Source organism: Coprococcus phoceensis (genome assembly GCF_900104635.1).
Classification (GTDB): domain Bacteria; phylum Bacillota; class Clostridia; order Lachnospirales; family Lachnospiraceae; genus Faecalimonas; species Faecalimonas phoceensis.
On the sequence record NZ_FNWC01000007.1, the window covers coordinates 1,310,048 to 1,332,265 of the forward strand.

At 41.0% G+C, this 22,218-nt stretch carries 25 protein-coding genes; 1 reads left to right on the forward strand and 24 read right to left on the reverse strand.

The annotated features are described in order from the left end of the window. Positions 1–4 precede the first annotated feature (4 nt). From BQ5364_RS10105 to ahpC, 20 genes are all read right to left on the reverse strand, one after another. Positions 5–796: an RnfABCDGE type electron transport complex subunit B gene (locus BQ5364_RS10105; RefSeq protein WP_004613781.1), complete on the reverse strand. Its 792-nt coding sequence runs from the start codon at positions 794–796 to the stop codon at positions 5–7. Positions 797–809: 13 nt separating this feature from the next. After that, complete coding sequence (locus tag BQ5364_RS10110; RefSeq protein WP_004613782.1) at positions 810–1,385, reverse strand: electron transport complex protein RnfA; 576 nt, start codon at positions 1,383–1,385, stop codon at positions 810–812. 14 nt (positions 1,386–1,399) lie between these two features. Beyond that, positions 1,400–2,098, reverse strand: a complete 699-nt coding sequence (locus BQ5364_RS10115; RefSeq protein ID WP_004613783.1) for an RnfABCDGE type electron transport complex subunit E — start codon at positions 2,096–2,098, stop codon at positions 1,400–1,402. Further along, positions 2,091–2,699, reverse strand: coding sequence for an RnfABCDGE type electron transport complex subunit G (locus tag BQ5364_RS10120; protein WP_004613784.1), 609 nt, complete (start codon positions 2,697–2,699; stop codon positions 2,091–2,093). The genes BQ5364_RS10115 and BQ5364_RS10120 overlap by 8 nt, the downstream gene beginning before the upstream one ends. Then, positions 2,699–3,628: an RnfABCDGE type electron transport complex subunit D gene (locus BQ5364_RS10125; RefSeq protein ID WP_022250398.1), complete on the reverse strand. Its 930-nt coding sequence runs from the start codon at positions 3,626–3,628 to the stop codon at positions 2,699–2,701. Before BQ5364_RS10125 ends, BQ5364_RS10120 begins: the two co-directional genes overlap by 1 nt. A 27-nt stretch (positions 3,629–3,655) precedes the next feature. Further along, on the reverse strand, positions 3,656–4,975 hold the full coding sequence (rsxC, locus tag BQ5364_RS10130; RefSeq protein ID WP_044987710.1) for an electron transport complex subunit RsxC: 1,320 nt from the start codon (positions 4,973–4,975) through the stop codon (positions 3,656–3,658). Positions 4,976–5,084: 109 nt separating this feature from the next. Then, entirely contained in the window at positions 5,085–6,170 is a 1,086-nt protein-coding gene (gene rpsA / locus BQ5364_RS10135) for a 30S ribosomal protein S1 (protein ID WP_004613787.1), read from the reverse strand. Further along, positions 6,151–7,005, reverse strand: a complete 855-nt coding sequence (gene ispH, locus BQ5364_RS10140; RefSeq protein ID WP_004613788.1) for a 4-hydroxy-3-methylbut-2-enyl diphosphate reductase — start codon at positions 7,003–7,005, stop codon at positions 6,151–6,153. The genes rpsA and ispH overlap by 20 nt, the downstream gene beginning before the upstream one ends. Beyond that, complete coding sequence (locus BQ5364_RS10145; RefSeq protein ID WP_071144249.1) at positions 6,995–7,483, reverse strand: VanZ family protein; 489 nt, start codon at positions 7,481–7,483, stop codon at positions 6,995–6,997. The genes ispH and BQ5364_RS10145 overlap by 11 nt, the downstream gene beginning before the upstream one ends. Positions 7,484–7,491: 8 nt before the next feature. Then, positions 7,492–8,148, reverse strand: coding sequence for a (d)CMP kinase (cmk, locus tag BQ5364_RS10150; protein ID WP_022250401.1), 657 nt, complete (start codon positions 8,146–8,148; stop codon positions 7,492–7,494). 16 nt (positions 8,149–8,164) lie between these two features. After that, the gene (locus BQ5364_RS10155) at positions 8,165–9,391 is read right to left on the reverse strand and encodes a BaiN/RdsA family NAD(P)/FAD-dependent oxidoreductase (protein ID WP_004613792.1); all 1,227 of its coding nucleotides are present in this window, start codon (positions 9,389–9,391) and stop codon (positions 8,165–8,167) included. Beyond that, on the reverse strand, positions 9,392–10,318 hold the full coding sequence (locus tag BQ5364_RS10160) for a MurR/RpiR family transcriptional regulator (RefSeq protein ID WP_004613793.1): 927 nt from the start codon (positions 10,316–10,318) through the stop codon (positions 9,392–9,394). A gap of 112 nt (positions 10,319–10,430) precedes the next feature. Then, positions 10,431–10,796 carry a DUF1667 domain-containing protein gene (locus BQ5364_RS10165; RefSeq protein WP_004613795.1) on the reverse strand — a complete coding sequence of 122 codons (366 nt, stop codon included), beginning with the start codon at positions 10,794–10,796 and terminating at the stop codon, positions 10,431–10,433. Positions 10,797–10,804: 8 nt separating this feature from the next. Beyond that, on the reverse strand, positions 10,805–12,067 hold the full coding sequence (locus tag BQ5364_RS10170; RefSeq protein WP_004613796.1) for an NAD(P)/FAD-dependent oxidoreductase: 1,263 nt from the start codon (positions 12,065–12,067) through the stop codon (positions 10,805–10,807). A gap of 17 nt (positions 12,068–12,084) precedes the next feature. Further along, positions 12,085–13,521, reverse strand: a complete 1,437-nt coding sequence (locus BQ5364_RS10175; RefSeq protein ID WP_071144250.1) for an NAD(P)/FAD-dependent oxidoreductase — start codon at positions 13,519–13,521, stop codon at positions 12,085–12,087. A 130-nt stretch (positions 13,522–13,651) separates the two neighbouring features. Further along, positions 13,652–14,362: an MIP/aquaporin family protein gene (locus BQ5364_RS10180; RefSeq protein ID WP_004613798.1), complete on the reverse strand. Its 711-nt coding sequence runs from the start codon at positions 14,360–14,362 to the stop codon at positions 13,652–13,654. A gap of 31 nt (positions 14,363–14,393) precedes the next feature. Then, complete coding sequence (glpK, locus tag BQ5364_RS10185) at positions 14,394–15,890, reverse strand: glycerol kinase GlpK (RefSeq protein WP_022250403.1); 1,497 nt, start codon at positions 15,888–15,890, stop codon at positions 14,394–14,396. A gap of 132 nt (positions 15,891–16,022) precedes the next feature. Continuing rightward, positions 16,023–16,559 carry a TetR family transcriptional regulator gene (locus tag BQ5364_RS10190; protein WP_004613800.1) on the reverse strand — a complete coding sequence of 179 codons (537 nt, stop codon included), beginning with the start codon at positions 16,557–16,559 and terminating at the stop codon, positions 16,023–16,025. A 196-nt stretch (positions 16,560–16,755) separates the two neighbouring features. After that, positions 16,756–17,424: a thioredoxin family protein gene (locus BQ5364_RS10195; protein WP_022250405.1), complete on the reverse strand. Its 669-nt coding sequence runs from the start codon at positions 17,422–17,424 to the stop codon at positions 16,756–16,758. Between the two features lie 11 nt (positions 17,425–17,435). After that, on the reverse strand, positions 17,436–18,002 hold the full coding sequence (ahpC, locus tag BQ5364_RS10200) for an alkyl hydroperoxide reductase subunit C (protein ID WP_071144746.1): 567 nt from the start codon (positions 18,000–18,002) through the stop codon (positions 17,436–17,438). Between the two features lie 226 nt (positions 18,003–18,228). Here ahpC and BQ5364_RS10205 point away from each other — a divergent pair, with 226 nt between their 5' ends. Beyond that, positions 18,229–18,420, forward strand: a complete 192-nt coding sequence (locus BQ5364_RS10205) for a hypothetical protein (protein ID WP_022250407.1) — start codon at positions 18,229–18,231, stop codon at positions 18,418–18,420. A 57-nt stretch (positions 18,421–18,477) separates the two neighbouring features. Here BQ5364_RS10205 and BQ5364_RS10210 read toward each other — a convergent pair whose 3' ends face one another. Genes BQ5364_RS10210 through BQ5364_RS10225 form a run of 4 tightly spaced genes read right to left on the reverse strand, consistent with a single transcriptional unit; the run spans position 18,478 to position 22,216 of the window. After that, entirely contained in the window at positions 18,478–19,887 is a 1,410-nt protein-coding gene (locus BQ5364_RS10210) for an oxaloacetate decarboxylase subunit alpha (RefSeq protein WP_022250408.1), read from the reverse strand. A gap of 17 nt (positions 19,888–19,904) precedes the next feature. Beyond that, on the reverse strand, positions 19,905–21,056 hold the full coding sequence (locus BQ5364_RS10215; RefSeq protein ID WP_004613806.1) for a sodium ion-translocating decarboxylase subunit beta: 1,152 nt from the start codon (positions 21,054–21,056) through the stop codon (positions 19,905–19,907). Between the two features lie 11 nt (positions 21,057–21,067). After that, positions 21,068–21,436 carry a biotin/lipoyl-containing protein gene (locus BQ5364_RS10220; RefSeq protein ID WP_071144251.1) on the reverse strand — a complete coding sequence of 123 codons (369 nt, stop codon included), beginning with the start codon at positions 21,434–21,436 and terminating at the stop codon, positions 21,068–21,070. 27 nt (positions 21,437–21,463) lie between these two features. Then, positions 21,464–22,216 (reverse strand): OadG family transporter subunit, encoded by a 753-nt coding sequence (locus tag BQ5364_RS10225; protein ID WP_004613808.1) that lies wholly within the window; start codon positions 22,214–22,216, stop codon positions 21,464–21,466. Positions 22,217–22,218 lie beyond the last annotated feature (2 nt).

Here is a 22,218-nt window from a genome sequence, read left to right on the forward strand (position 1 = left end):
ATATTTACATAATGATTTTCTTTGGACATTTTTCTGCACACAGACCGCAGTTCGTACATTTTTCAGGGTCAATATGTGCGATATTATCTTCCACAACAATAGCATCAGACGGACAAACTTTCTGACACATTTTACATCCGATACAACCAACTTTACAGACAGACAGTACATCTTTTCCTTTGTCCTTCGAGCTGCACTGCACTAAATGCTTCTGTTCATATGGTACTAACTCAACCAAATGTTTCGGACAGGCTGCAACACATTTTCCACATGCCTTACAAGCGTCTTTATCTACGACCGCAACGCCGTCAACAATGTGAATCGCATCAAATGGACATGCCTTTACACAGCTTCCAAACCCAAGGCAGCCATAATTACAAGACTTCGGACCTCCATTTTGTATGAAATCCATCATTTTACAATCTTCAATTCCATAATATTCATAATCCTGATTTGCCTTATCACAAGTACCTGCACATTTTACAAATGCAGTCATACGTACCTGTTCTCCTGCTTCCTGTCCCATAATTTCACCAATCTTTGCCGCAACCGGAGCACCGCCGACCGGACATCCTCCAATTTCTGCTTCCCCTGCAACGATTGCAGCGGCAAGTCCTGAACAGCCTGCATATCCACATCCACCACAGTTGTTTCCAGGAAGTACGCCTGTGATTGCCTCTTCTCTTTCATCTACCTCAACTGCAAATTTTTTGCCTGCAATTCCTAAGAAGGCGCCGATGAACAAGCCAGTACCGCCCACAATGACTGCAGCTATTATAATCCCTGTTACACTCATCTTTTCGTCCTCCTTAAATCAGTCCTGAAAATCCGAAAAACGCAATCGCCATCAGTCCTGCTGTAACAAGAACAATCGGCGTCCCCTGAAATGATGGGGAAACATCATTGTTTTCCGTTTTTTCACGAATACCTGCCATAATTACAATAGATACCGTAAACCCAACAGCAATTGCAAATCCATTCACAACACCTTCCAAAATACTGTAAGATTTTTGAACGTTGGTCAGGGCAACACCAAGCACTGCACAGTTTGTCGTGATCAGCGGAAGATATACACCAAGCGCTTTGTAAAGAGAAGGCATTGATTTTTTCAAGAACATCTCCACAAACTGTACCAAAGCTGCAATTACAAGAATAAATACAATGGTCTGTAAATATTCAAAATGTGTTGGCACTAAAATAAATTTATAAATCAAGCTTGTAAAAAATGATGCGATCGTAATAACGAAAATAACCGCGCCCCCCATACCACTTGCTGTCTCTACTTTCTTCGATACACCAAGGAATGGGCAGATTCCTAAGAATTGGCTAAGTACAACATTATTCACAAATGCGGAACCAATTGCTATAATAAGTAATTCTTTCATTTCCTGTACTCCTCCTATTCTTCATTTCCTGTTGGAAATATTCTGCCTCCACATGAACTGTTTCCACATGAAGCACAGCCTTCACCACATCCGGTTTTCACTGTTTCTTTTCCTTTGTTTGCTGCATTTCTCTTCACTTTATTTTGAATTGCAACAAGCCCTGCCAGAACAAAAAATGCCCCAGGAGCCAAAATAAAAATAGTCACAGGTTCATAGGAAGACGGCATAATCTGTTTCCCAAAAATCTGTCCTGCCCCGATTACTTCACGGACAATTCCGATACTCGTCAGTCCAATCGTAAATCCAAGTCCCATACCGATTCCATCAAAGATAGATGGAAGAACCGGATTCTTAGAGGCATAGCTTTCTGCACGTCCTAAGATGATACAGTTTACGACAATCAATGGAATATAAAGTCCAAGTGAGTCATAAAGACTCGGAATGAACCCTTCCAAAAGAAACTGTACAATTGTAACAAAAGATGCAACGACAACGATAAATGCCGGCATTCTAACCGAATCCGGAATAATTTTACGAAGCATAGAAATGAGCATATTTGACATCACCAAAACGACCGTTGTCGTCAGACCCATTCCCACACCATTGATTGCAGATGTTGTAACAGCCAATGTAGGACACATTCCCAACATCAAAACGAAGGTAGGATTTTCTTTTACCAGACCATTGTAAAGTCTTTCCACACATTTATTCATTTGCACTACCTCCTATTACATGATTAAAATATGCAAGTCCTGCATTTACTGCGTTTGTCACCGCATTTGAAGTGATTGTAGCTCCGCTGAGCGCATCGATTTCTTCGTCTGAGCTTGCACCTGTTTTTGTAACTGTGAAAGCTTCCACAGTTTTTCCGACATACTGATCACGGAATTTCGCCTCAGTCGCTTTCATTCCAAGTCCCGCTGTCTCGCTGATACTTAAAATTTCCACGCCTTCCACAACTCCGTCATTTCCGATTCCGACCGAAATCTGAATATCTCCACCATATCCTTCACTGGATGTCGTCGTCACGACATAGCCGATTGTCTCACCCGACTTATCTTTTGCTTCTGCAACTCCATTTACCGTACATCCTGAAATATCTTTCACTGCTTTTGCCGCTTCTTTCTCATCAAAATCAGCGTAGTCTGCAAAGCTATCCGCTTCTTTTAAAACTGCTTTGTACGCTTCTTGTCTTGCTTTCTCCTGAGATGCCGCGATTGGATCTTTTGTAATCTCATAGACCATTCCCAGCAACAAACCGGAAATCAACGTTATCGCAGTAAGAATCAATGTGTTTTTAATAATTTTATTCATTATTTTTCTCCTCCTTTACCAAACGGTTTTGGAAGAGTAACCTTCTCGATCAATGGTACTAAAAGGTTACTAAAGATGATCGCATAAGACACACCTTCTGCCGAACCGCCAAATAAACGGAACAAACCAGTTAGCAATCCAAGACAGACACCATATACAATCTGTCCCTTTTTTGTAATCGGCGACGTCACATAATCCGTTGCCATGAACCAGGCTCCAAGCATCAGACCTCCACCGCAAAGATGTGCCGTGATATACTGTGGGTCTAGTCCATGTCCGCCAAACAAGATAATAAAAATAACAAATGTCACAATATATGTACCTGGAATTCTAAGGTCAATCACCCCCATTAAAAGAAGGAAAATAGCCCCGATCATAATCGCAATTACAGATGTCTCACCAATCGTACCTGCAGTATTTCCAATCAGCATATCAAATGTGTTTACACTTTCGCCTGCTTTTAACTGTGCAAGCGGAGTCGCACCGGATACACCGTCATATACAAATGTTGTCATTCTTCCTGTAAACGAAATCAGCAGGAAGCATCTCGCGCCAAGCGCCGGGTTCATAAAATTCTGTCCCAATCCGCCAAACAGTTGCTTTACAACTAAAATAGCAAACACGCTTCCGAGTACGCACATCCACCAAGGTGCTGTCGGCGGCAAGTTCAGTGCCAGCAGAAGTCCTGTCACTACCGCACTAAAATCCTGGATAGTCACCTTTTTATGCATTAATTTTTGATAAAGATATTCTGTCAGCACCGCTGTTCCTGTTGTTATTAACACTACACCTAGCGCTGATAATCCAAAGTTATATACACCGAATATAGTTGTCGGCAACAAGGCAATTGTTACCAACATCATAATATTGCTCGTAGTAACCTTGGAACGTATATGTGGTGAAGACGATATATTAAACTGTTCACTCACCTTAGTTCACCTCTTCCTTTATTTTTCTTATTTTTTTCTTCTGTTTGCGAGTGCAATTTTTCTCATGGAACCAATTGCCTGCTTCAACTGACGCTTTGCCGGACAGACATAACTACATGAACCACATTCTACACATTCAAGTCCTTCCCATTTCGTAAATGCCTCTTCATTATGATGTTCTGCAAAATCAGCCAGTCTTGACGGTATAATACGGCTCGGGCAGACTTCTACACAACGTCCGCAATTAATACATGCGCTCGGCTCATTTGCAGCAACTTCATCTTTTGTCAGACAAAGAATAGAGGATGAAGTCTTGGTGATCGGAGTATCCAGCGTAAACATGGCAAATCCCATCATTGGTCCCCCCGAAATCACTTTTTCCGGCTCACCCAAAAATCCTCCCGCAGCCTCTACAAGTTCTCTTTGATTTGTTCCAAACAGCACTTTAAAGTTGCCAGGAGCTTTAACGCCATCTCCGCTGACCGTTACGATACGTTCCATAACCGGTCTTTCATCTATCACTGCATAGTGAATTCCAATCAATGTCTCAACATTGTCTACTACACATCCTGCGTCTGCCGGAAGCATACTGGAATTAATGGCTCTTCCTGTTGTTGCAAAAATAAGCTGACGTTCTGCACCTTGTGGATACTTTGTTTTCAGCGCAAGGACTTCCATACGAGGCTCATCTTTTGTAAGTTCCTTTAATTTTGCAATACAATCTGGTTTATTATCTTCCACTCCAAAGATTCCTTTTGCATTGTCAAACAGCTTTAATACTACCTTCATTCCACTGACAAGTTCTTCCGGATTCTCAAGCATTCTTCGATAATCTGCAGTGATATACGGCTCACACTCGGCACAGTTTGCTATCACATATTCAATTTTTTCAGGTTCTTTTGGAGAAAGTTTTACTTTTGTCGGGAAACCTGCACCACCCATACCAACAATTCCGGCTTCGCCGATCAAATTTAAAATTTCTTCTTTTGTAAGCTCATCAAGTGGTTTCGACGGAGTATATTCTACTTCTTGATACTCTCCGTCATTTTCTACAACAATACAGTTCACTTTTGAACCTGTTGGATTAAAATGTGGCTCAATTGCTTTCACTGTTCCCGATACCGAAGCATGTATCGGAGCAGAAACAAAGCCCCCTGCTTCCGCAATTTTTTGTCCCTTCAGCACATGGTCTCCTACTGACACAATCGGACTTGCCGGTGCACCAATATGCTGGGAAAGCGGATAAATCAAATCTCCCTTCGGCATCACTGTAACAATCGCCTTGTCTTTTGCAAGACTTTTCCCATCATTCGGATGGATACCGCCTTTGAATGTTAGTAATCCCATTCGCACATTCCTTCCTTTCATTTTTTGACATTTTTTTCACATAAACACATGCAAATAAATAGAGACTACAAGTAGTCTCTATTTATACATTATTCATTTACTGATATCCTTATTCTGCTGTCTCTTCTTCTGCTTCAACTGTCTCAGGCTCAAGTGCTTTCATGCTCAAGCTGATCTTTTTCTCTGCTTCGTTCAAATCAACTACTTTTGCTGTAATTTCCTGACCTACTGACAATGCATCTGAAGGTTTTTCAACATGTGCTCTCGAAATCTGAGATACATGTAATAATGCATCTACACCTGGAGCCAATTCTACAAATGCACCGAAATCTGTCATTCTTGCAACTTTTCCTGTCACTTCTTTTCCTACTGCAAAATCTGTGGCAGCATTTGCCCATGGATTTGTCTCTGGGAATTTTAAGCTCAATGCAACTTTTGTATCGTTAATATCTTTCACAAGAACTTTTACAGTATCTCCAACCTGGAATACTTTTTTCGGGTTCTCTACTCTTCCCCATGACATTTCAGAAATGTGAAGTAATCCATCTACTCCGCCAAGGTCGATGAATGCACCAAAATCTGTAACATTCTTCACTGTACCTTCCACAACATCTCCGACTTTTAATTTTGCAAATAATTCTTTCTGTAATTCTGCTTTTTCAGCTACTAAAAGTTGTCTTCTGTCACCGATCACACGGTTTCTTCTTGGATTGAATTCGCTGATAACAAATTCAATCTCCTGACCTTGATATTTGCTAAGATCTTTTTCGTAAGTGTCAGACACTAAACTTGCAGGGATAAATACTCTTGCTTCATCAACAACAACACTTAATCCTCCTCCAAGAATCTGAGCTACTGTCGCTTTCAATACTTCCTTGTTCTCAAAAGCTTCTTTTAATCTTTCATTTCCTTTTTCTGCTGCTAATCTCTTATATGTTAACAACACTTGTCCTTCGCCGTCATTTACTTTCAATACTTTTGCTGTCATTGTATCACCTACAGATACAATTGTAGTCAAATCAACATTTGGTTCGTTTGTATACTCACTGCGAGTAATGATACCGTCTGCTTTGTAGCCTATATTCAAGATGATCTCATCTGGTTTCACATCAATGACAGTTCCATCTACAACCTCTCCATTACGTATTGTTTTAAAAGACTCTTCTAACATTTGTTCAAAAGTTAATTCTGACATTATTTTGAACCTCCTCAATTATATTCTTGGGCGTTGATGCCCCAGCTGTAATACCTACCGTTTTTACCGACTTTAATTGATTCATATTCAAATCGTCAAGTGTCTGTATATAGTACGTATTGTTACATGCTTTATCACATATTTCAAATAGCTTTTGCGTGTTGGAACTATGTTTATCTCCAATTACGATCATAGCATCCACTTTTCTTGCAATCTGATCAGCTTCTTCCTGCCTTTCCTTCGTTGCACTGCAAATTGTATTTAAAACACTTATATCATAACTCTTTTTAGAAATAATTTCAACTAAATATTTGAATTTATTGTAATTAAATGTCGTCTGAGATACAACACACACTTTTACATCAGAGGAAACATGAAATTTTTGTGCATCTTCCACTGTTTTAATCACTGTGACGTCATTTTCTGCCCATCCTTTGATTCCCTGCACCTCCGGATGTGACTCATCACCTATGATTACAATATGCTTTCCTTCCATACTCTCTTTTTCAACAATACGGTGAATCTTTTTTACAAACGGACAGGTTGCATCTACACAGCTCAGCCCCCGTTCCTCTAAAATTTTATAAATTTCTTTCGCGACACCATGAGAGCGAATGATCACCACACCACTTTGCAGCTGCATCAGTTCCTCCTGTGTATAAATCACCTCAACACCCTTGCTTCGCATATCTTTGACGACCTCTTCATTGTGGATGATCGGACCATAAGTATATATCTTCACATCGCTTCGTTTTTGAGCCTGTTCATACACCGTCTCCACAGCTCTTTTTACCCCAAAACAAAATCCTGCTGTTTTTGCAAGTCTAACTTCCATCTTTTTTCCTCTTTCTTATCAGGTATAATATGATTGCCGACAGAACCGCTCCGATCAATCCACCGCAGCTGTCTAAGATCACATCTGTAATCTGCCCGCTCCTTCCCGGCACAAATAACTGATGAATCTCATCTGTCACTGCATACAGAGCAGTACTTAGCGCACTCATTCCCACTATCTGTTTTATCTTTCTGCTCTTCTTTTTATAGTTCACAAAAAACAATACACTAAGCGCTGCATATTCACATGCATGGGCACTTTTTCTCACTGCAAAATCGATCTTCTTTGCAAATGCATCTTGTTTCGTGTCGCTCCACTCTTCAAATTCCGGTACCACCACTCTCCCGATCATTTTTCCTACCGAGGTGCTCATCTTTGCAGACTGTACCGCTGGTTTCGCTGAAAAAAAGAAAATCAGTCCCATCCAGAAAATGAGCAGGATAAAAAGCAGCATCCTCTTTCCGTCTTGCCTTGTCATAAACACCTCTATTTGCAAAGATTTTTGATTGCTTCTACCACTTCATCAATACTCATATCGGAACTGTCGATCAACACAGCATCTTCCGCCTGTCTCAATGGAGCAGTTTCGCGGTTCATATCTCTTGTATCTCGTTCTTCGATATCACGAGCAATATCTTCAAGGCTACACTCCTGTCCTTTGTCTGACAGCTCCAGATATCTTCTGTTCGCCCTTGTCTGCACGCTTGCAGTCAAGTATACTTTGACCTCTGCATTCGGCAGCACATTTGTACCGATATCCCTTCCGTCCATGACAACATCTTTTGTTCTTGCCATCTCTCTTTGTAATTCTAAAAGTTGTGCCCGTACTTCCGGAATTGCCGATGTGACGGAAGCCATATTTCCGACAGCTTCTTCCCGCAGAAAACCAGTCACATTCTCACCATTCAAATACACCTGCTGTACGCCGTTCTCATACTGCAGAGTCACTTCCGCATGCTTGCATGCTTCCGCAATCTTTTCTGTGTCATCTGTGCCAAGCCCCTGATTGAGAAAATAGATTGCAAGCGCCCGGTACATTGCCCCGGTATCTACATATACATATCCCAACTCTTTCGCCACTCTTTTTGCTATTGTACTTTTTCCCGCACCAGCTGGTCCGTCAATTGCTATATTATATCCCATTCTTTCTCCTCCTGTTTTAAAAAATGCTGCTTCCCGCTGCATACGCTGTCGACCATGCAATCTGTAAATTAAATCCACCTGTCAGCGCATCCAGATCCAATACTTCCCCCACAAAATAAAGTCCGCTCACCAGTTTTGACTCCATTGTAGAAGGATTGATCTCTTTCACCTTCACTCCGCCCTTTGTGATGATCGCTTCGTTGAAATCTCTCAGCCTTGTGATAGTCCACGTAAAATTTTTCATCAAATGCACAAATTGGTGACGCTCTTCTTTCGAGATCAGATTCACCTTTTTTTCAACATCAATACCGCTTAACTTAAGCATCACCGGGAGCAGTTTTCCCGGAAACAGCTTGGTAACAGCATTTTTAAACTGCTTATTCTTATTCTCTTCAAAGTCTCTGAGCACTCTTTGGTCCAGCTGTTCAAAAGACAATGCCGGCTTCAAATCAATAACCAATTTCAGTTCACTTCTTTTCAACTGTTTTCCGATATAACTGCTCGCGCTGAGCATCAAAGGTCCGCTCACTCCATAATGCGTAAACAGCATCTCACCAAAATCTTCATACAACTTTTTCTTTCCATCATATATCGCTGCAGTCACATTCCGAAGCGACAACCCCTGAAGTTCTTTTACGTAGGTTTCTTTAAGCTCCAACGGGACAAGCGCCGGCATAATATCAGTAACTTGATGTCCTGTTTCTTCTGCAAAACGATATCCGTCTCCCGTCGATCCGGTCGTCTGATAAGAAAATCCACCTGTCGCAACAATACATGCGTCTCCCGTAATCTTTTTCCCATCCTTCGTTTCCAAGTATTCAAATCGGCCCTCGCCGACAACCCTTTTCACTTCTGTATGCAGATGAATCGAAACGCCAAGCTGATGTAATTCTTTTGTCAATGCGCCGATGACATCCGACGAGTGATCTGACACCGGAAACACTCTATTCCCACGCTCAACCTTTGTTCTCACACCGATTCTTTCAAAAAATTCAATCACATTCTGATTGTCATAACCGTAAAAACTACTGTATAAAAATTTAGGGTTTGTCACCACAGAGGCAAACAAAGTATCCATATCACTTGCATTTGTAATATTACAGCGCCCTTTTCCTGTGATAAACAGCTTCTTTCCAAGTTTTTCGTTCTTTTCAAAAATATGAACTTCATTTCCATTATAAGCGGCAAAAATTGCGGCAAACATTCCTGCCGCACCGCCTCCTATCACAAGTACTTTACTCATCTACGTTTCCTCATTTTCTTTAAAATTAAGCGACACCGAATCGTCTACCTGATTCAATTCATCGCTGCTGTATACCTGATATTCATCCCAGATTTGTTCCAGTGTCTCAAGGGTGGCAATGACGTCTTTCTGTTTTTTCATGCATAATGCCACCACAAGTGCGTTCACAACACTTAACGGAGCAACCAGCGAATCTACAATAGATGCCATATCGCTTCTCGCAATCAGATTGCAGGATGAATATAATGTCATTGGAGAATGTACACTGTCTGTCAGTGTGATCACCTTTGCTTTCCGGTTGCTCGCAAATTCCAGCGCCTTCAACGTACGCATTGAATATCGCGGAAAACTGATGCCGATAATCACATCCTCCGCCCCGATCCGTATAAGCTGTTCAAAAATCTCGCTTGAGCTGTTTGTGTGAACCGATGTCACATTATCGAAAATCAAATTCAGATAAAAACTCAGAAAATTAGCCAGCGGTGCACAACTTCGAATTCCCACCACATATATACGTTTTGCATTCAAAATAGTGTCCACGGCAAGCTCAAATGCATTCTGATCCATATTGGCAAGTGTAAGCTTGATTTTTTCAATATCCGACTGAAGAACCGATGCCAAAATTTCCGACTGACTGATCCGACCATACGTCACTTCCATGCGCTGAATCGAATTTAATTTATTCCGCACAAGCTCTTCTAGTGCTTTCTGAAATCCCGGATACCCTTGATACCCCAACTGCGTTGCAAATCTGACAACAGTAGACTCACTGACCCCCACCACTTTCCCAAGTTTTGCTGCGGTAAGAAATACTGCTTTGTCATAATTTTTCAAAATATAATCTGCCAGCAGTTTTTGTCCTTTACTCATCTGTTCATAATTTTTATCTATTTTATTTAACAATTCATTTGCGTTTTTATTATTCACAATTTGCCTCCGGTATCTTACTATCAATATGCGAATTCATTATACACGACTTATATTTTTTATTCAAGACGTAATCAGGGACGAAGCAAAAACTCCGTCCCTGACTTTATTTCTATTTCTGATTCACATTTGCAGTTGCAACAATGTCTACCCCTGTTTCAGCTACATCTTTCACTAATATGTCTCCGATTTTTATCGGTGCTTTCGCCACAACATCTTTCAAGTCCCGCACCACATCAAAAATTTTCCCCTTTGGAATATCGCTTTTTGTTTTTACGGAGACCGACACTTTATCCCCTCCGCTTACCCGCACACTGCTTGTCACAATCCGCATAGGATTCGTTACTTCTTTCTCCGCATACACCTTTCCTCTTGGGCAAGTATTTCCTGTCACATTTTTTACCTCTTTTCCTTCCAATTCCACCGAAATCATACATCCCAAAGGACATCCGATACAAATCAATTCTCTTTTTTCCATCCTTATCACTACTCCTTTTCAACCTTTATGGTTATTTTCTTCAGATCCGGATATTGGCTCAACTGCTCTTTTGTAAGTTTGATCTCTTCCATTTCACCAGGCGCTACAACCGGACGTTTTCTTCTCATAATACGTTCCCCATCAAAATATGTACTGATATAACAATTTTTGAACACGCCTCCGACACGAAAACGAACCGTCAGTTTCTCATCCATATTTTCCGGACGGATATATTTCGGAACTGTATATCGAACACCATCTTCCGGTACAAGATCAATTTTCTTGTCAGCGGCTGCCAGCTCGCCCTTGATGTATTTCACTGCGTTTTTCCCTGCCATAGCAGCCTCTTCTGACACGAAGTCGACAAGATCATGTACATGAAGTACATTTCCGCATGCAAAAACACCTTCCATACTTGTCTCAAGGCTCTCGTTTACTACCGGTCCGGAAGTCACTCGTTCCATATCGATATCAAGTCCTCTTGAAAGTTCATTTTCCGGGATAAGTCCAACTGACAGCAACAATGTATCACATGGAATATATTCTTCTGTCCCTTTGATCGGTTTGCCTTTTTCATCTACCTGAGCAAGTGTGACACCTTTGACTCTCTCTTTTCCGTCAATATCAATAACCGTATGGCTTAATTTCAAAGGAATTCCATAATCATCCAGACATTGCACAATATTTCTTTTCAGCCCGCCGGAATATGGCATTAACTCTGCAACCACTTTCACATGAGCCCCTTCCAGCGTCATTCTTCTTGCCATAATAAGTCCAATATCGCCGGAGCCCAATATCACAACTTCTCTTCCCGGCAAATATCCTTCCATATTAACTAGTCTTTGCGCCGTTCCTGCAGAAAAAATTCCAGCCGGACGATACCCCGGAATATTTAGCGCACCTCGAGGACGTTCGCGGCATCCCATTGCCAAAATAATTGCTTTTGCCTGAATCTCAAACAGCCCTTCCTCTCGGTTCATCGCTGTGACAACCTTATCTTTTGAAATATCCATCACCATCGTATTAAGTTCATATGTAATTCCAAGTTCTTCCACTTTTTCTATGAATCTTCCTGCATACTCAGGTCCTGTTAACTCTTCTTTAAATGTATGAAGTCCAAATCCGTTATGAATACACTGATTTAAAATACCACCAAGTTCCTTGTCTCTTTCTAAAATTAAGATGCTGTCAATTCCGTGTTCCTTTGCAGAAGCCGCAGCAGCAAGTCCTGCCGGTCCTCCTCCTACAATCACAATATCATATGATTTCATGTATATGCCTCCTCTTTCTACAGATGATCTTTATTGATTCCTACGATAATTTTTGATTCGCCGCCTGATTTTGTCACTTCCGCCATATCAATTCCAAGTTCGCGCGAAAGAATTTCCATCGTTTTCGGTGAGCAAAAGCCCGACTGGCAACGTCCCATTCCTGCTCTTGTCCGACGTTTCACACCATCTAATGAACGTGCTCCCAAAGGACGCTGAATTGCGTCAATAATTTCTCCTTCTGTCACCGTTTCACATCTGCAGATAATGTTTCCGTATGTTGGATTTTCTTTAATCAATGCCGCCCGTTCTTCCTTCGAAAGTGTCTGCGGATTCAAGACACCTTTTCTCTGTGCCACGAATTTTTCATTTACCGGAAGCTGCAGTGCATCTTTCACCATAGTTGCAACCATCACTCCAATTGCAGGAGCACTTGTAAGTCCCGGTGATTCAATTCCTGCTGCATCAAAGAAGTTTTTCGCATCCCTTGCCTCTCCGATTGTAAAGTCTCCTTTACTCTCGCGAGCTCTCAATCCTGCAAAAGAAGTGATCACCTGGCGCATCGGAAGATTTGCAACAGATTCTCCTGCTTTTTCCATCAGGAAATCAATTCCTTCCTGTCTCACATTGTTTGCTTCTTTGTCTTCTACATCCATAGCTGTCGGTCCTACAATCAGATTACCATGTACTGTCGGAGATACCAATACTCCCTTTCCCAATTCATTTGGCAATGGAAAAATTGTCCTGCTTACATGATTTCCCGCCGTCTTATCTAACAGGCAGTAATCCCCTCGTCTTGCCACGATTTTCAGCTTATCTTCGGATACCATATTATGAATTTCATCAGCATAGACACCAGCAGCATTCACAACCGCTTTTGTCTCAAATGTTCCTTTCGACGTCTCGACAAGATAACCGTTCTCCGTCTTACTAATGTTCTCTACACTTGTGTTCAGTTTAAATTCCACGCCATTTTCAACTGCATTTTCCGCAAAGGCGATCGTCATATTAAACGGACATACAATTCCGGATGTCGGTGCATAGAGTGTAGCAACAACCTGATCTGTAAGATTTGGTTCCATCTCATGCGCTTCTTCTTTATTTAGGATACGAAGCCCTTTCACGCCATTTTTGACACCCTTGTCAAGCAGTTCCTGTAACTTTGGTTTATCCTCCTCACGCACGCAGACAACAAACGCTCCTGTTTGTTTAAACGGAAAATCTAATTCTTTTGACAATTGTTCCATCATTAGATTTCCTTCCACATTCAGCTTCGCCTTCAGTGTTCCCGGCTTTGCATCAAATCCGGCATGCGCAATCGCACTGTTCGCCTTCGATGTTCCGTTACATACATCTTCATCCTTTTCAATCACACAGGCATTCACCTGATACTTTGATAATTCTCTTGCAATTGCGCAGCCTACAACACCTGCACCTACAATCATAACATCATACATTTTTCTATCTCCTTTTTAATTATAATTTACTTAAAATAAGACAGAGTCAGGCAAAGACCCGGGCACTACCCGATTCTAAAACGCCTGACTCTTTTCTCCTATCGTTTGCGGTATTCAATTTTTCTTATCTTTACCATGGAATTGCTCCATACAAAAGCACTGCCACAATCGCACCGATAATCGGTCCTACCAATGGAACAATTGCATATCCCCAATTAGAAGATCCTTTTCCTTTAATCGGCAGTATAGCGTGTGCCAAACGAGGTCCGATATCACGTGCCGGATTGATGGCATATCCTGTAAGCCCACCTAGTGACATACCAACTGATACAATAATTCCAAATACTAAGAATTTATCCAATCCACCTGCAATTCCATCCACGTTTGCGATTCCTTTGATAGCAAACACTAATACGAATGTTCCGATTGCTTCGCTCAAAATATTTAGTGGAAGATTCGGAACTGATGGACTTGTAGAAAATGCTCCTAATTTTGCAGCAGGTTCCGGTGTCGCATCGAACTGTTCTTTGAATAAAATATATACCAGACAGGCGCCTACAAACGCACCTGCAAACTGAGCAATAATATATCCTGGTACCAATGCCCAGTCAAAGCTTCCATCAATCGCCAGTGCCAGCGTGAGCGCCGGATTAAAAGATGCACCGGAAGCCGCTCCAAAAATATAAGCTGGTATCATAACTGCAAGACCCCAGGCAAATGTGATCTGAATCGAACCCGCACCTTTCATTCCGGATTTATTCAATGTTACATTGGCTACAACACCATCTCCAAGTAAGATCAGCATCATTGTTCCTAAAAATTCAGCTATATATGGTAACATATAAAGATCCCCCTTTCACTTTTCACAATCCTTAATCTTCTTTTGCCCATCCGTAAGCATATTTTACAGCCTTATTCCAGCCTTTGATTCTAGCCATACGGTCTTCTTCCGTAATAGATGGTTTGAACGTCTTATCAATCGCCCAGTTCTTTATTACATCCTCTTTGTTTGCCCAATATCCAACTGCCAAACCTGCAAGATAAGCAGCTCCCATAGCAGTTGTCTCTACACATTGCGGACGATTAACCGGCGCATCAATAATATCAGCCTGTGTCTGCATCAAGAAATCATTTGCGCTTGCTCCTCCATCTACTTTTAACGCTGCAAGTGAAATTCCCGAATCTGCTTTCATCGCATCTAAAACATCATTTACCTGATATGCCAATGATTCCAAAGTAGCACGGATAATATGATACTTATTAACACCACGTGTAATTCCTACAATAGTTCCTCTTGCATATTGATCCCAGTGCGGAGCTCCCAAACCAGTAAATGCCGGTACTACGTAACATCCATTTGTGTCTTTTACTTTTTTCGCCATATATTCAGAGTCCGGTGAAGAATCGATGATTCGCATCTCATCACGAAGCCATTGTACAGCCGCACCTGCCACAAAAATCGAACCTTCCAACGCATAGTTAACTTTTCCGTCTAATCCCCATGCAATTGTTGTTACAAGACCATTCTTTGAAAAAACAGGTTTCTCGCCTGTGTTCATCAATAAGAAACATCCCGTACCATATGTATTTTTTGCTTCTCCCGCAGTAAAACATGTCTGTCCGAACAAAGCAGCCTGCTGGTCGCCCGCAGCACCCGCAATTGGAATTGGTCCTCCTAAAAATGATGGATCTGCTTCTCCATAAATACAACTTGAAGGTTTAGCTTCCGGAAGCATTGATTTTGGAATATCCAATTCTGCTAAAATCTCATCATCCCATTCAAGTGTGTTGATATTAAAGAGCATTGTGCGTGACGCATTTGAATAATCTGTTACGTGCACAGCGCCTTTCGTCAATTTCCAAATCAGCCATGTCTCAACTGTACCGAACAATAACTCTCCTTTTTCCGCCCGTTCTCTTGCTCCCGGTACATTATCTAAGATCCATTTTACCTTTGTCGCTGAAAAATAAGCATCGATGACAAGTCCTGTCTTTTCTCTGAATTTTTCTGTCAGCCCTTTCTCCTTCAAAGAGTCGCAATATTCAGAAGTTCTTCTACACTGCCATACTATTGCGTGATATACCGGTTCCCCTGTGTTCTTATCCCACACAATCGCTGTCTCTCTCTGATTTGTGATACCAATTGCTGCGATCTCCTCTGCGGTTGCCCCGATCATATTCATTGCTTCCACAGCTACGCCAAGCTGGCTTGCCCAAATCTCATCTGCATCATGTTCCACCCATCCAGGTTGTGGAAAATACTGCGTGAATTCCCGTTGTGCCACGCTGCACATCTCGCCTTTTTCATTAAATAAAATACATCTGTTGCTCGTTGTTCCTGCATCTAGTGCCATTACATATTTTGCCATGTGAATACATCCTCCTTTTTCTTTTTAGCATTTTTCACATTACTTATTGTAATCATATTACCACCTTTTTTATTTTTTGTCATTATACATTTTATATATTTTGTATAGTTTTAGATTGTTAAAAATTTATTTTTATGCACATTGCACATTATTCTGATTGTGACAATATTCCTGCATCCCATTTTTCAAAAACAGAAGAATATGTTCGATCTGCTCATGACCAATCTTATCATCATACGTTTCCGCTACTATGATCACATAATTCAAAAGAGATGTCGTCAGAAAAGTGAGCACTTCATTTTCTTCTATTTTATAAACAGAGAGCATTCTTTTCATGCGCTCTTCCACATCAGTTATAACTGCTTTTTCCAACAATTCCCGACCAAATTCCTGAATCACTTTCCTGTAAAAATTTCTGTCTGCATGTGCATTTTCAAAAAGTGTATAGATCCAACAATCCGGCGTTTTTTCTTCCACATCACACTTTTCTAAAAGAGTGTTTTTACAAATCCATTCAATAATTTCACAAATATCATGAAAATGATAATAGAACGACTGTCTTGTCAGTCCACTTTCTTCCACAATATCTTGAATCGTAATTTTATGAAGGCTTTTCTCTTTCATCAGTTTCTTTAATGCCTCTGCAAGCTTCCATTTTGTTTTTGACATACTTACCTCCTTTGACTATAAAAAAGAGCAAGACAAACTACAACATTTCTGTTGTTTTTTACCTCGCTCTTCTCTCATGGTCGTTCTTAAGTTAGTAAAATCATATCACACAAAAATTCTCATTTCAATCTCTTTTCCCACAAAACAACTAATTTTGTAGAAAACTCATAATATTTAGCTATCAGTTTTATACACTTTACATAGTTGTCAAACTTTTCACAATTTCATCAATTGTTTTCTGCCCCATCACGACAATTTCATCATTGATAACGGTCATTGGAACACGCCCAATCTTATACTTTTCAATGAGATCCGAATACAATTTTGCATCATACATGTCCGCTGTGACATAGTCGCTTTCCATCGCAATCTTTTGGCATGCAGCCACTACATGTGGGCAGTGATGGCAGGATAAGGATACAAAAATTTTGATTGCAACCGAAAAATCAATTTTCTCAATTTCTTTTTTTGTTTTTCGTTCTAGTTTCTGTCCGTCACCTCCTGCATTACAAATTGACGCCAAAAAAGAATTGATCTCTTTTCCTCCCGGCACTCCATGAAAACACGCTCCCGAATATACTCCCGATTCATCATAAATTCCAACAACCGGCAAATGTTCTCCATGAAGTTCTTGGAAAATAACTTCATTCTCATTCTTTCCCCAAAAATGCACCTGTACTTGTTCATTCACAGAGGCAATTGCTTTTAAAAAGGAACCAAGTTCCAGACTCTTTTCATCTTCGAAGTCTAAAACTGCATGCAAAACGACAGTTCGTCTCATCTTTTGAAACAAAGGAGCAATCTGTTGTTTTAATTCTTCTGATACCAATCTACTCTGTCCCGAAATTTTTTTCATCTGATCCATAAAAACTCCTTTTACAGCATTCCAACCAAATCCAAACTCGGCATTAAAGTTTCTTCTCCCGGTTTCCAGTTTGCAGGGCACACCTGTTCTCCGTGCTCTTCTACATATTGAGCTGCCTGAACTTTTCTGAGAAGTTCTTCTGCATTTCTTCCAATTCCAAGATCATGTACTTCATATGCTTTGATTTTTCCATCCGGATTTATAATAAAAGTTCCTCTCAGTGCCTGACCTTTTTCCTTGAGTCTGACGCCAAAAAATTTTGCAAGCTCTCCTGTCGGATCAGCCAACATCGGATATTCAATTTTTTTAATCGTGTCCGATGCGTCTGCCCATGCCTTATGCACAAAATGTGTATCCATGGATACGGAATAAATCTCACAGCCACACTCTTGAAATGCTTCATAAAAATCTTGTAAATCGCCAAGCTCCGTAGGACATACAAATGTAAAATCTGCCGGATAAAAGAAAAATACAGACCAATGCCCAAGTATATCTTCCCTGGTAATTTCTTCAAATGCCCCGTTGTGATAAGCCTGTACTTTGAACGCTTTTACTTCTTCATTAATCAAACTTCGCATCATTTCACACACCTTTCTTTAATACTGTTACATTTATTATAGATATTTCTTATCTACTGTTCAAGCTGTTTTCTCGATCCTTCACTTATTTTGTACAATTTTTGCGTATTGTATAGTTTTTCGATAAAATCTGTAAAAAGAAGATTTCTTATGCTTGTCATTTCAGCAAGCTTTGCTATAATGAAATCAGATAAATGTTCGACCATGCGAAAGGAGGAAATATATTATGGCAGACAATTTGAGTATCACAAATTTGAACGGTGTTACAGAAGATGAGGATACAACTTGCGGCATTAACGATATGAACTGCTTGTCAGAAGATGAAGATACGACTTGCGGTATCAATGATATGAACTGTGTCGCCGAGGACGAGGATACAACCTGCGGCATCAACGACATGAACTGCTTAGGTGAATAATCCACGCAAAAAGAGGAACTGCTTTTTATCTGCAGTTCCTCTTTTTCGTCTTTTATCTTAGACCGGATAACTTCCGTTTTCTGTATCAGCAACAGTTTGATCAACACCTGTCTGCTGCGCTTCTCTGTATTTAAAGAAGTCTGTTGCAACCTGTGGGAATAACGCATATGATAATACGTCTTCATCCTGCTGTGACCACTGTGCCATTTCTCCTTTTAATGTATCCAATTCATCCGGAATCAAATCTGCCGGACGGCATGTGATCACTTCTGTATCACCGATACATTTCTTTTGAACTTCTTTGTTAAACGGTTTTACAGTTGCTCCGTATTTTCCGCTCAAGATATCTTTCGTCTCTTTTGTAGCCATCTTGTAACGTTCACCCATCAATACGTTAAATACAGCCTGTGTACCAACGATCTGTGAAGACGGTGTTACAAGTGGTGGCTCGCCAAGATCTTTACGAACTCTCGGCACTTCTTCAAGCACATCGTAGAATTTGTCTTCTGCACCTTGTTCCTTTAACTGAGATGTCAGGTTCGACAACATACCACCTGGTACCTGATAAAGCAATGTCTTGATATTTACACCGAGGTTCTTTGGATTTAACAATCCGGAATCCAAGGCTTCATCACGAATTGGTCTGAAGTAATCCGCAATCTCTGCCAACAGATTCTGATCAAGTCCTGTGTCATACGGTGTTCCCTTGAATGTCTCCACCATAACTTCTGTAGCCGGCTGAGATGTTCCCATTGCAAATGGTGAAATTGCTGTATCGATTACATCTACTCCCGCTTCAACTGCTTTCAAATATGTCATAGAAGCCACACCTGAAGTATAGTGTGTGTGAAGCTGAATTGGAAGATCTGTTGCATCTTTCATCGCTTCAATCAATTCGGTTGCTTTATAAGGAACCAAAAGTCCAGCCATATCTTTGATACAGATTGATGTCGCACCCATGTCTTCAATTTTCTTTGCAATATCCATCCAGTAATCTAATGTATAAGCATCTCCCAATGTGTAAGAAAGTGCTACCTGTGCATCTGCCTTTTCTGCTACTGCAGCTTTTACAGCAGTCTGAAGATTACGGATATCATTTAAGCAGTCAAAAATACGGATGATATCAATTCCGTTTGCTACAGATTTTTTAACGAAGTATTCTACTACGTCATCTGCATATGGACGGTATCCTAAGATATTCTGTCCACGGAATAACATCTGTAATTTTGTATTTTTAAATCCATCACGGAACTTACGAAGTCTCTCCCATGGATCTTCTTTTAAGAAGCGAAGTGATGCATCAAATGTAGCTCCCCCCCAGCATTCTACTGAGTGGTAACCTACCTGATCCATTTTATCTACGATTGGAAGCATCTGCTCTGTTGTCATTCTTGTCGCAATCAGAGACTGATGAGCATCACGTAAAATAGTTTCTGTAATTTTAATTGGTTTTTTTGTGATTTCCATTCTATTGTCCTCCATATTTATTTCACTCCAAAGATTGCCATAAATGTTCCGGCTGCTACCGCAGTACCGATTACACCGGCAACGTTAGGTCCCATCGCATGCATCAGCAAGAAGTTGGTAGGATCCGCCTCTGCACCGACTTTCTGAGAAACTCTGGCTGCCATAGGAACCGCAGACACACCTGCCGAACCAATCAGAGGGTTTACTTTTCCGCCCGACAGCTTACACATCAATTTACCGAACAGTACACCTGCCGCCGTACCGAACGCAAACGCTACAAGACCTAACACAACGATTTTGATTGTATCCAAGTTTAAGAATGCTTCTGCACTTGTTGTAGCACCAACCGAAGTACCAAGTAAGATAACTACGATGTACATCAACGCATTGGAAGCTGTCTCTGTCAGCTGTCTTACAACACCTGATTCTTTGAACAGGTTACCTAACATCAGCATACCAACAAGCGGAGCTGTTGTAGGAAGAATCAAAGAAACAACGATTGTGATAATAATCGGGAACAGAATCTTTTCCAGTTTGGAAACAGGTCTTAACTGCTCCATTTTGATTTTACGTTCTTTTTCTGTTGTCAATAGCTTCATGATCGGAGGCTGAATGATAGGAACGAGTGACATATAAGAGTATGCCGCCACTGCGATCGGTCCTAAAATTGCAGTCTGCTGCAATTTTCCGGCAAGGAAAATAGATGTCGGTCCATCTGCTCCACCGATGATTGAAATTGCTGCTGCCGCTTTGTCAGAGAATCCCATTGCCATTGCTCCAAGGTATGCCGCAAAGATACCAAACTGCGCTGCGGCACCGAGAAGGAAACTCTTTGGGTTAGCGATCAATGGTCCAAAGTCCGTCATCGCACCAACCCCCATAAAGATCAGAGATGGCAAAATTGCCCACTCATCTAATAAATAGAAATAATGTAATAATCCGCCGACCCCGTTTGAAGATTCTTCAATCGACATCATAATGTCCGGATAAATGTTAACTAACAGCATACCAAAGGCGATCGGAACCAATAAAAGTGGCTCAAATCCTTTTGCGATTGCCAAATATAGAAACACACATGCTACCAGAATCATGACATAATTTCCTACTGTAAGGTTAAAAAATGCCGTCTGATCCATGAGGTTTCCTAATGTACTTGTAATGTATTCCATTTTTTGACCCCCTAGTTCAATGTAGCCATTACTGCTCCTGCTTCTACTGCATCACCTACTGCCACATCAATACTTGCAACTGTTCCATCTTCCGGAGCTACAACCGGAATTTCCATCTTCATTGCTTCCAGAATGATTACTGTATCTCCTTTGGAAACTTTTTGTCCAACACTTGCCTCTACTTTAAATACTTTACCTGCTGCTCCTGCTTCTGCTTTGATTCCGCCTGCTGCTCCCGCTGCTTTTGGTGCTGCCGCCGGTGCCTTCGGTGCAGGCGCTGCCTTTCTCGGTGCTGCTGCCGCTGCCGGTGTTGCTGCTCCGTTCTCTTCTACTGTTACATCATATACATTGCCATTTACTGTGATTGTATAGCTTTTCATTTTTATTTTCCTCCTAAATTCTTCTACTTAATTCCAATTATTTGACGGGCGACGTCTGATAGAGCGCACTACAAAACCATCTGTCGATGTGCCTGTCTGTGCTGCAATTGCAGCTGTAATCACTGCCACTAATTCCAAATCGTCTACATACTCTGTATCTTCTTCTGCCGTCTCTGCAACTACAGGTGTCGCTGTCTGAACCGGCTGCGGACTCTTCTTTGTGAATTTCTCCACAAATGGTGGAATATATTTGATCAACGAAATCAAAAATGCCAGGAAAATCAAGACAACAAATACTGTTCCCATACCTAATACCGTATTCAATCCTGCTTTTTCTAAAATCTCTGCTGTCGTGTATTTTGCTGAAACATCCATAGACTCTAAGTTCAAGTCTTCATCAAACTTAAATTCAATCGTCGCATCTCTGTCTTCATATTCTGCCAATGTAGAAACAGAAAGTTCTTTATCGGATGCTTCAAACTCATATTCACCATGTTTTACATAAGAGCCACACTCTTTTTCAGCTCCCTCCCACGCATCAAGCATAGACAGGAAATTATCCCCCTCAATTGGAAGTCCTGACTGCATCATCGTGTAATCCAGCTGGTAGTCTGAAAGAGATCTAAATTGCTCAAACCCTTCTTTTCCCATCTGGGAAAAACTAGTGATAAGTGTCTCTGTTATCTGTTGTGCTGCAGATTCATCATATTCGGTGTCTGCTTTCTGGGAACACCCTGCAAAACTAAGCGATGCTGCCAAAACACATACTATTAAGCTCATTC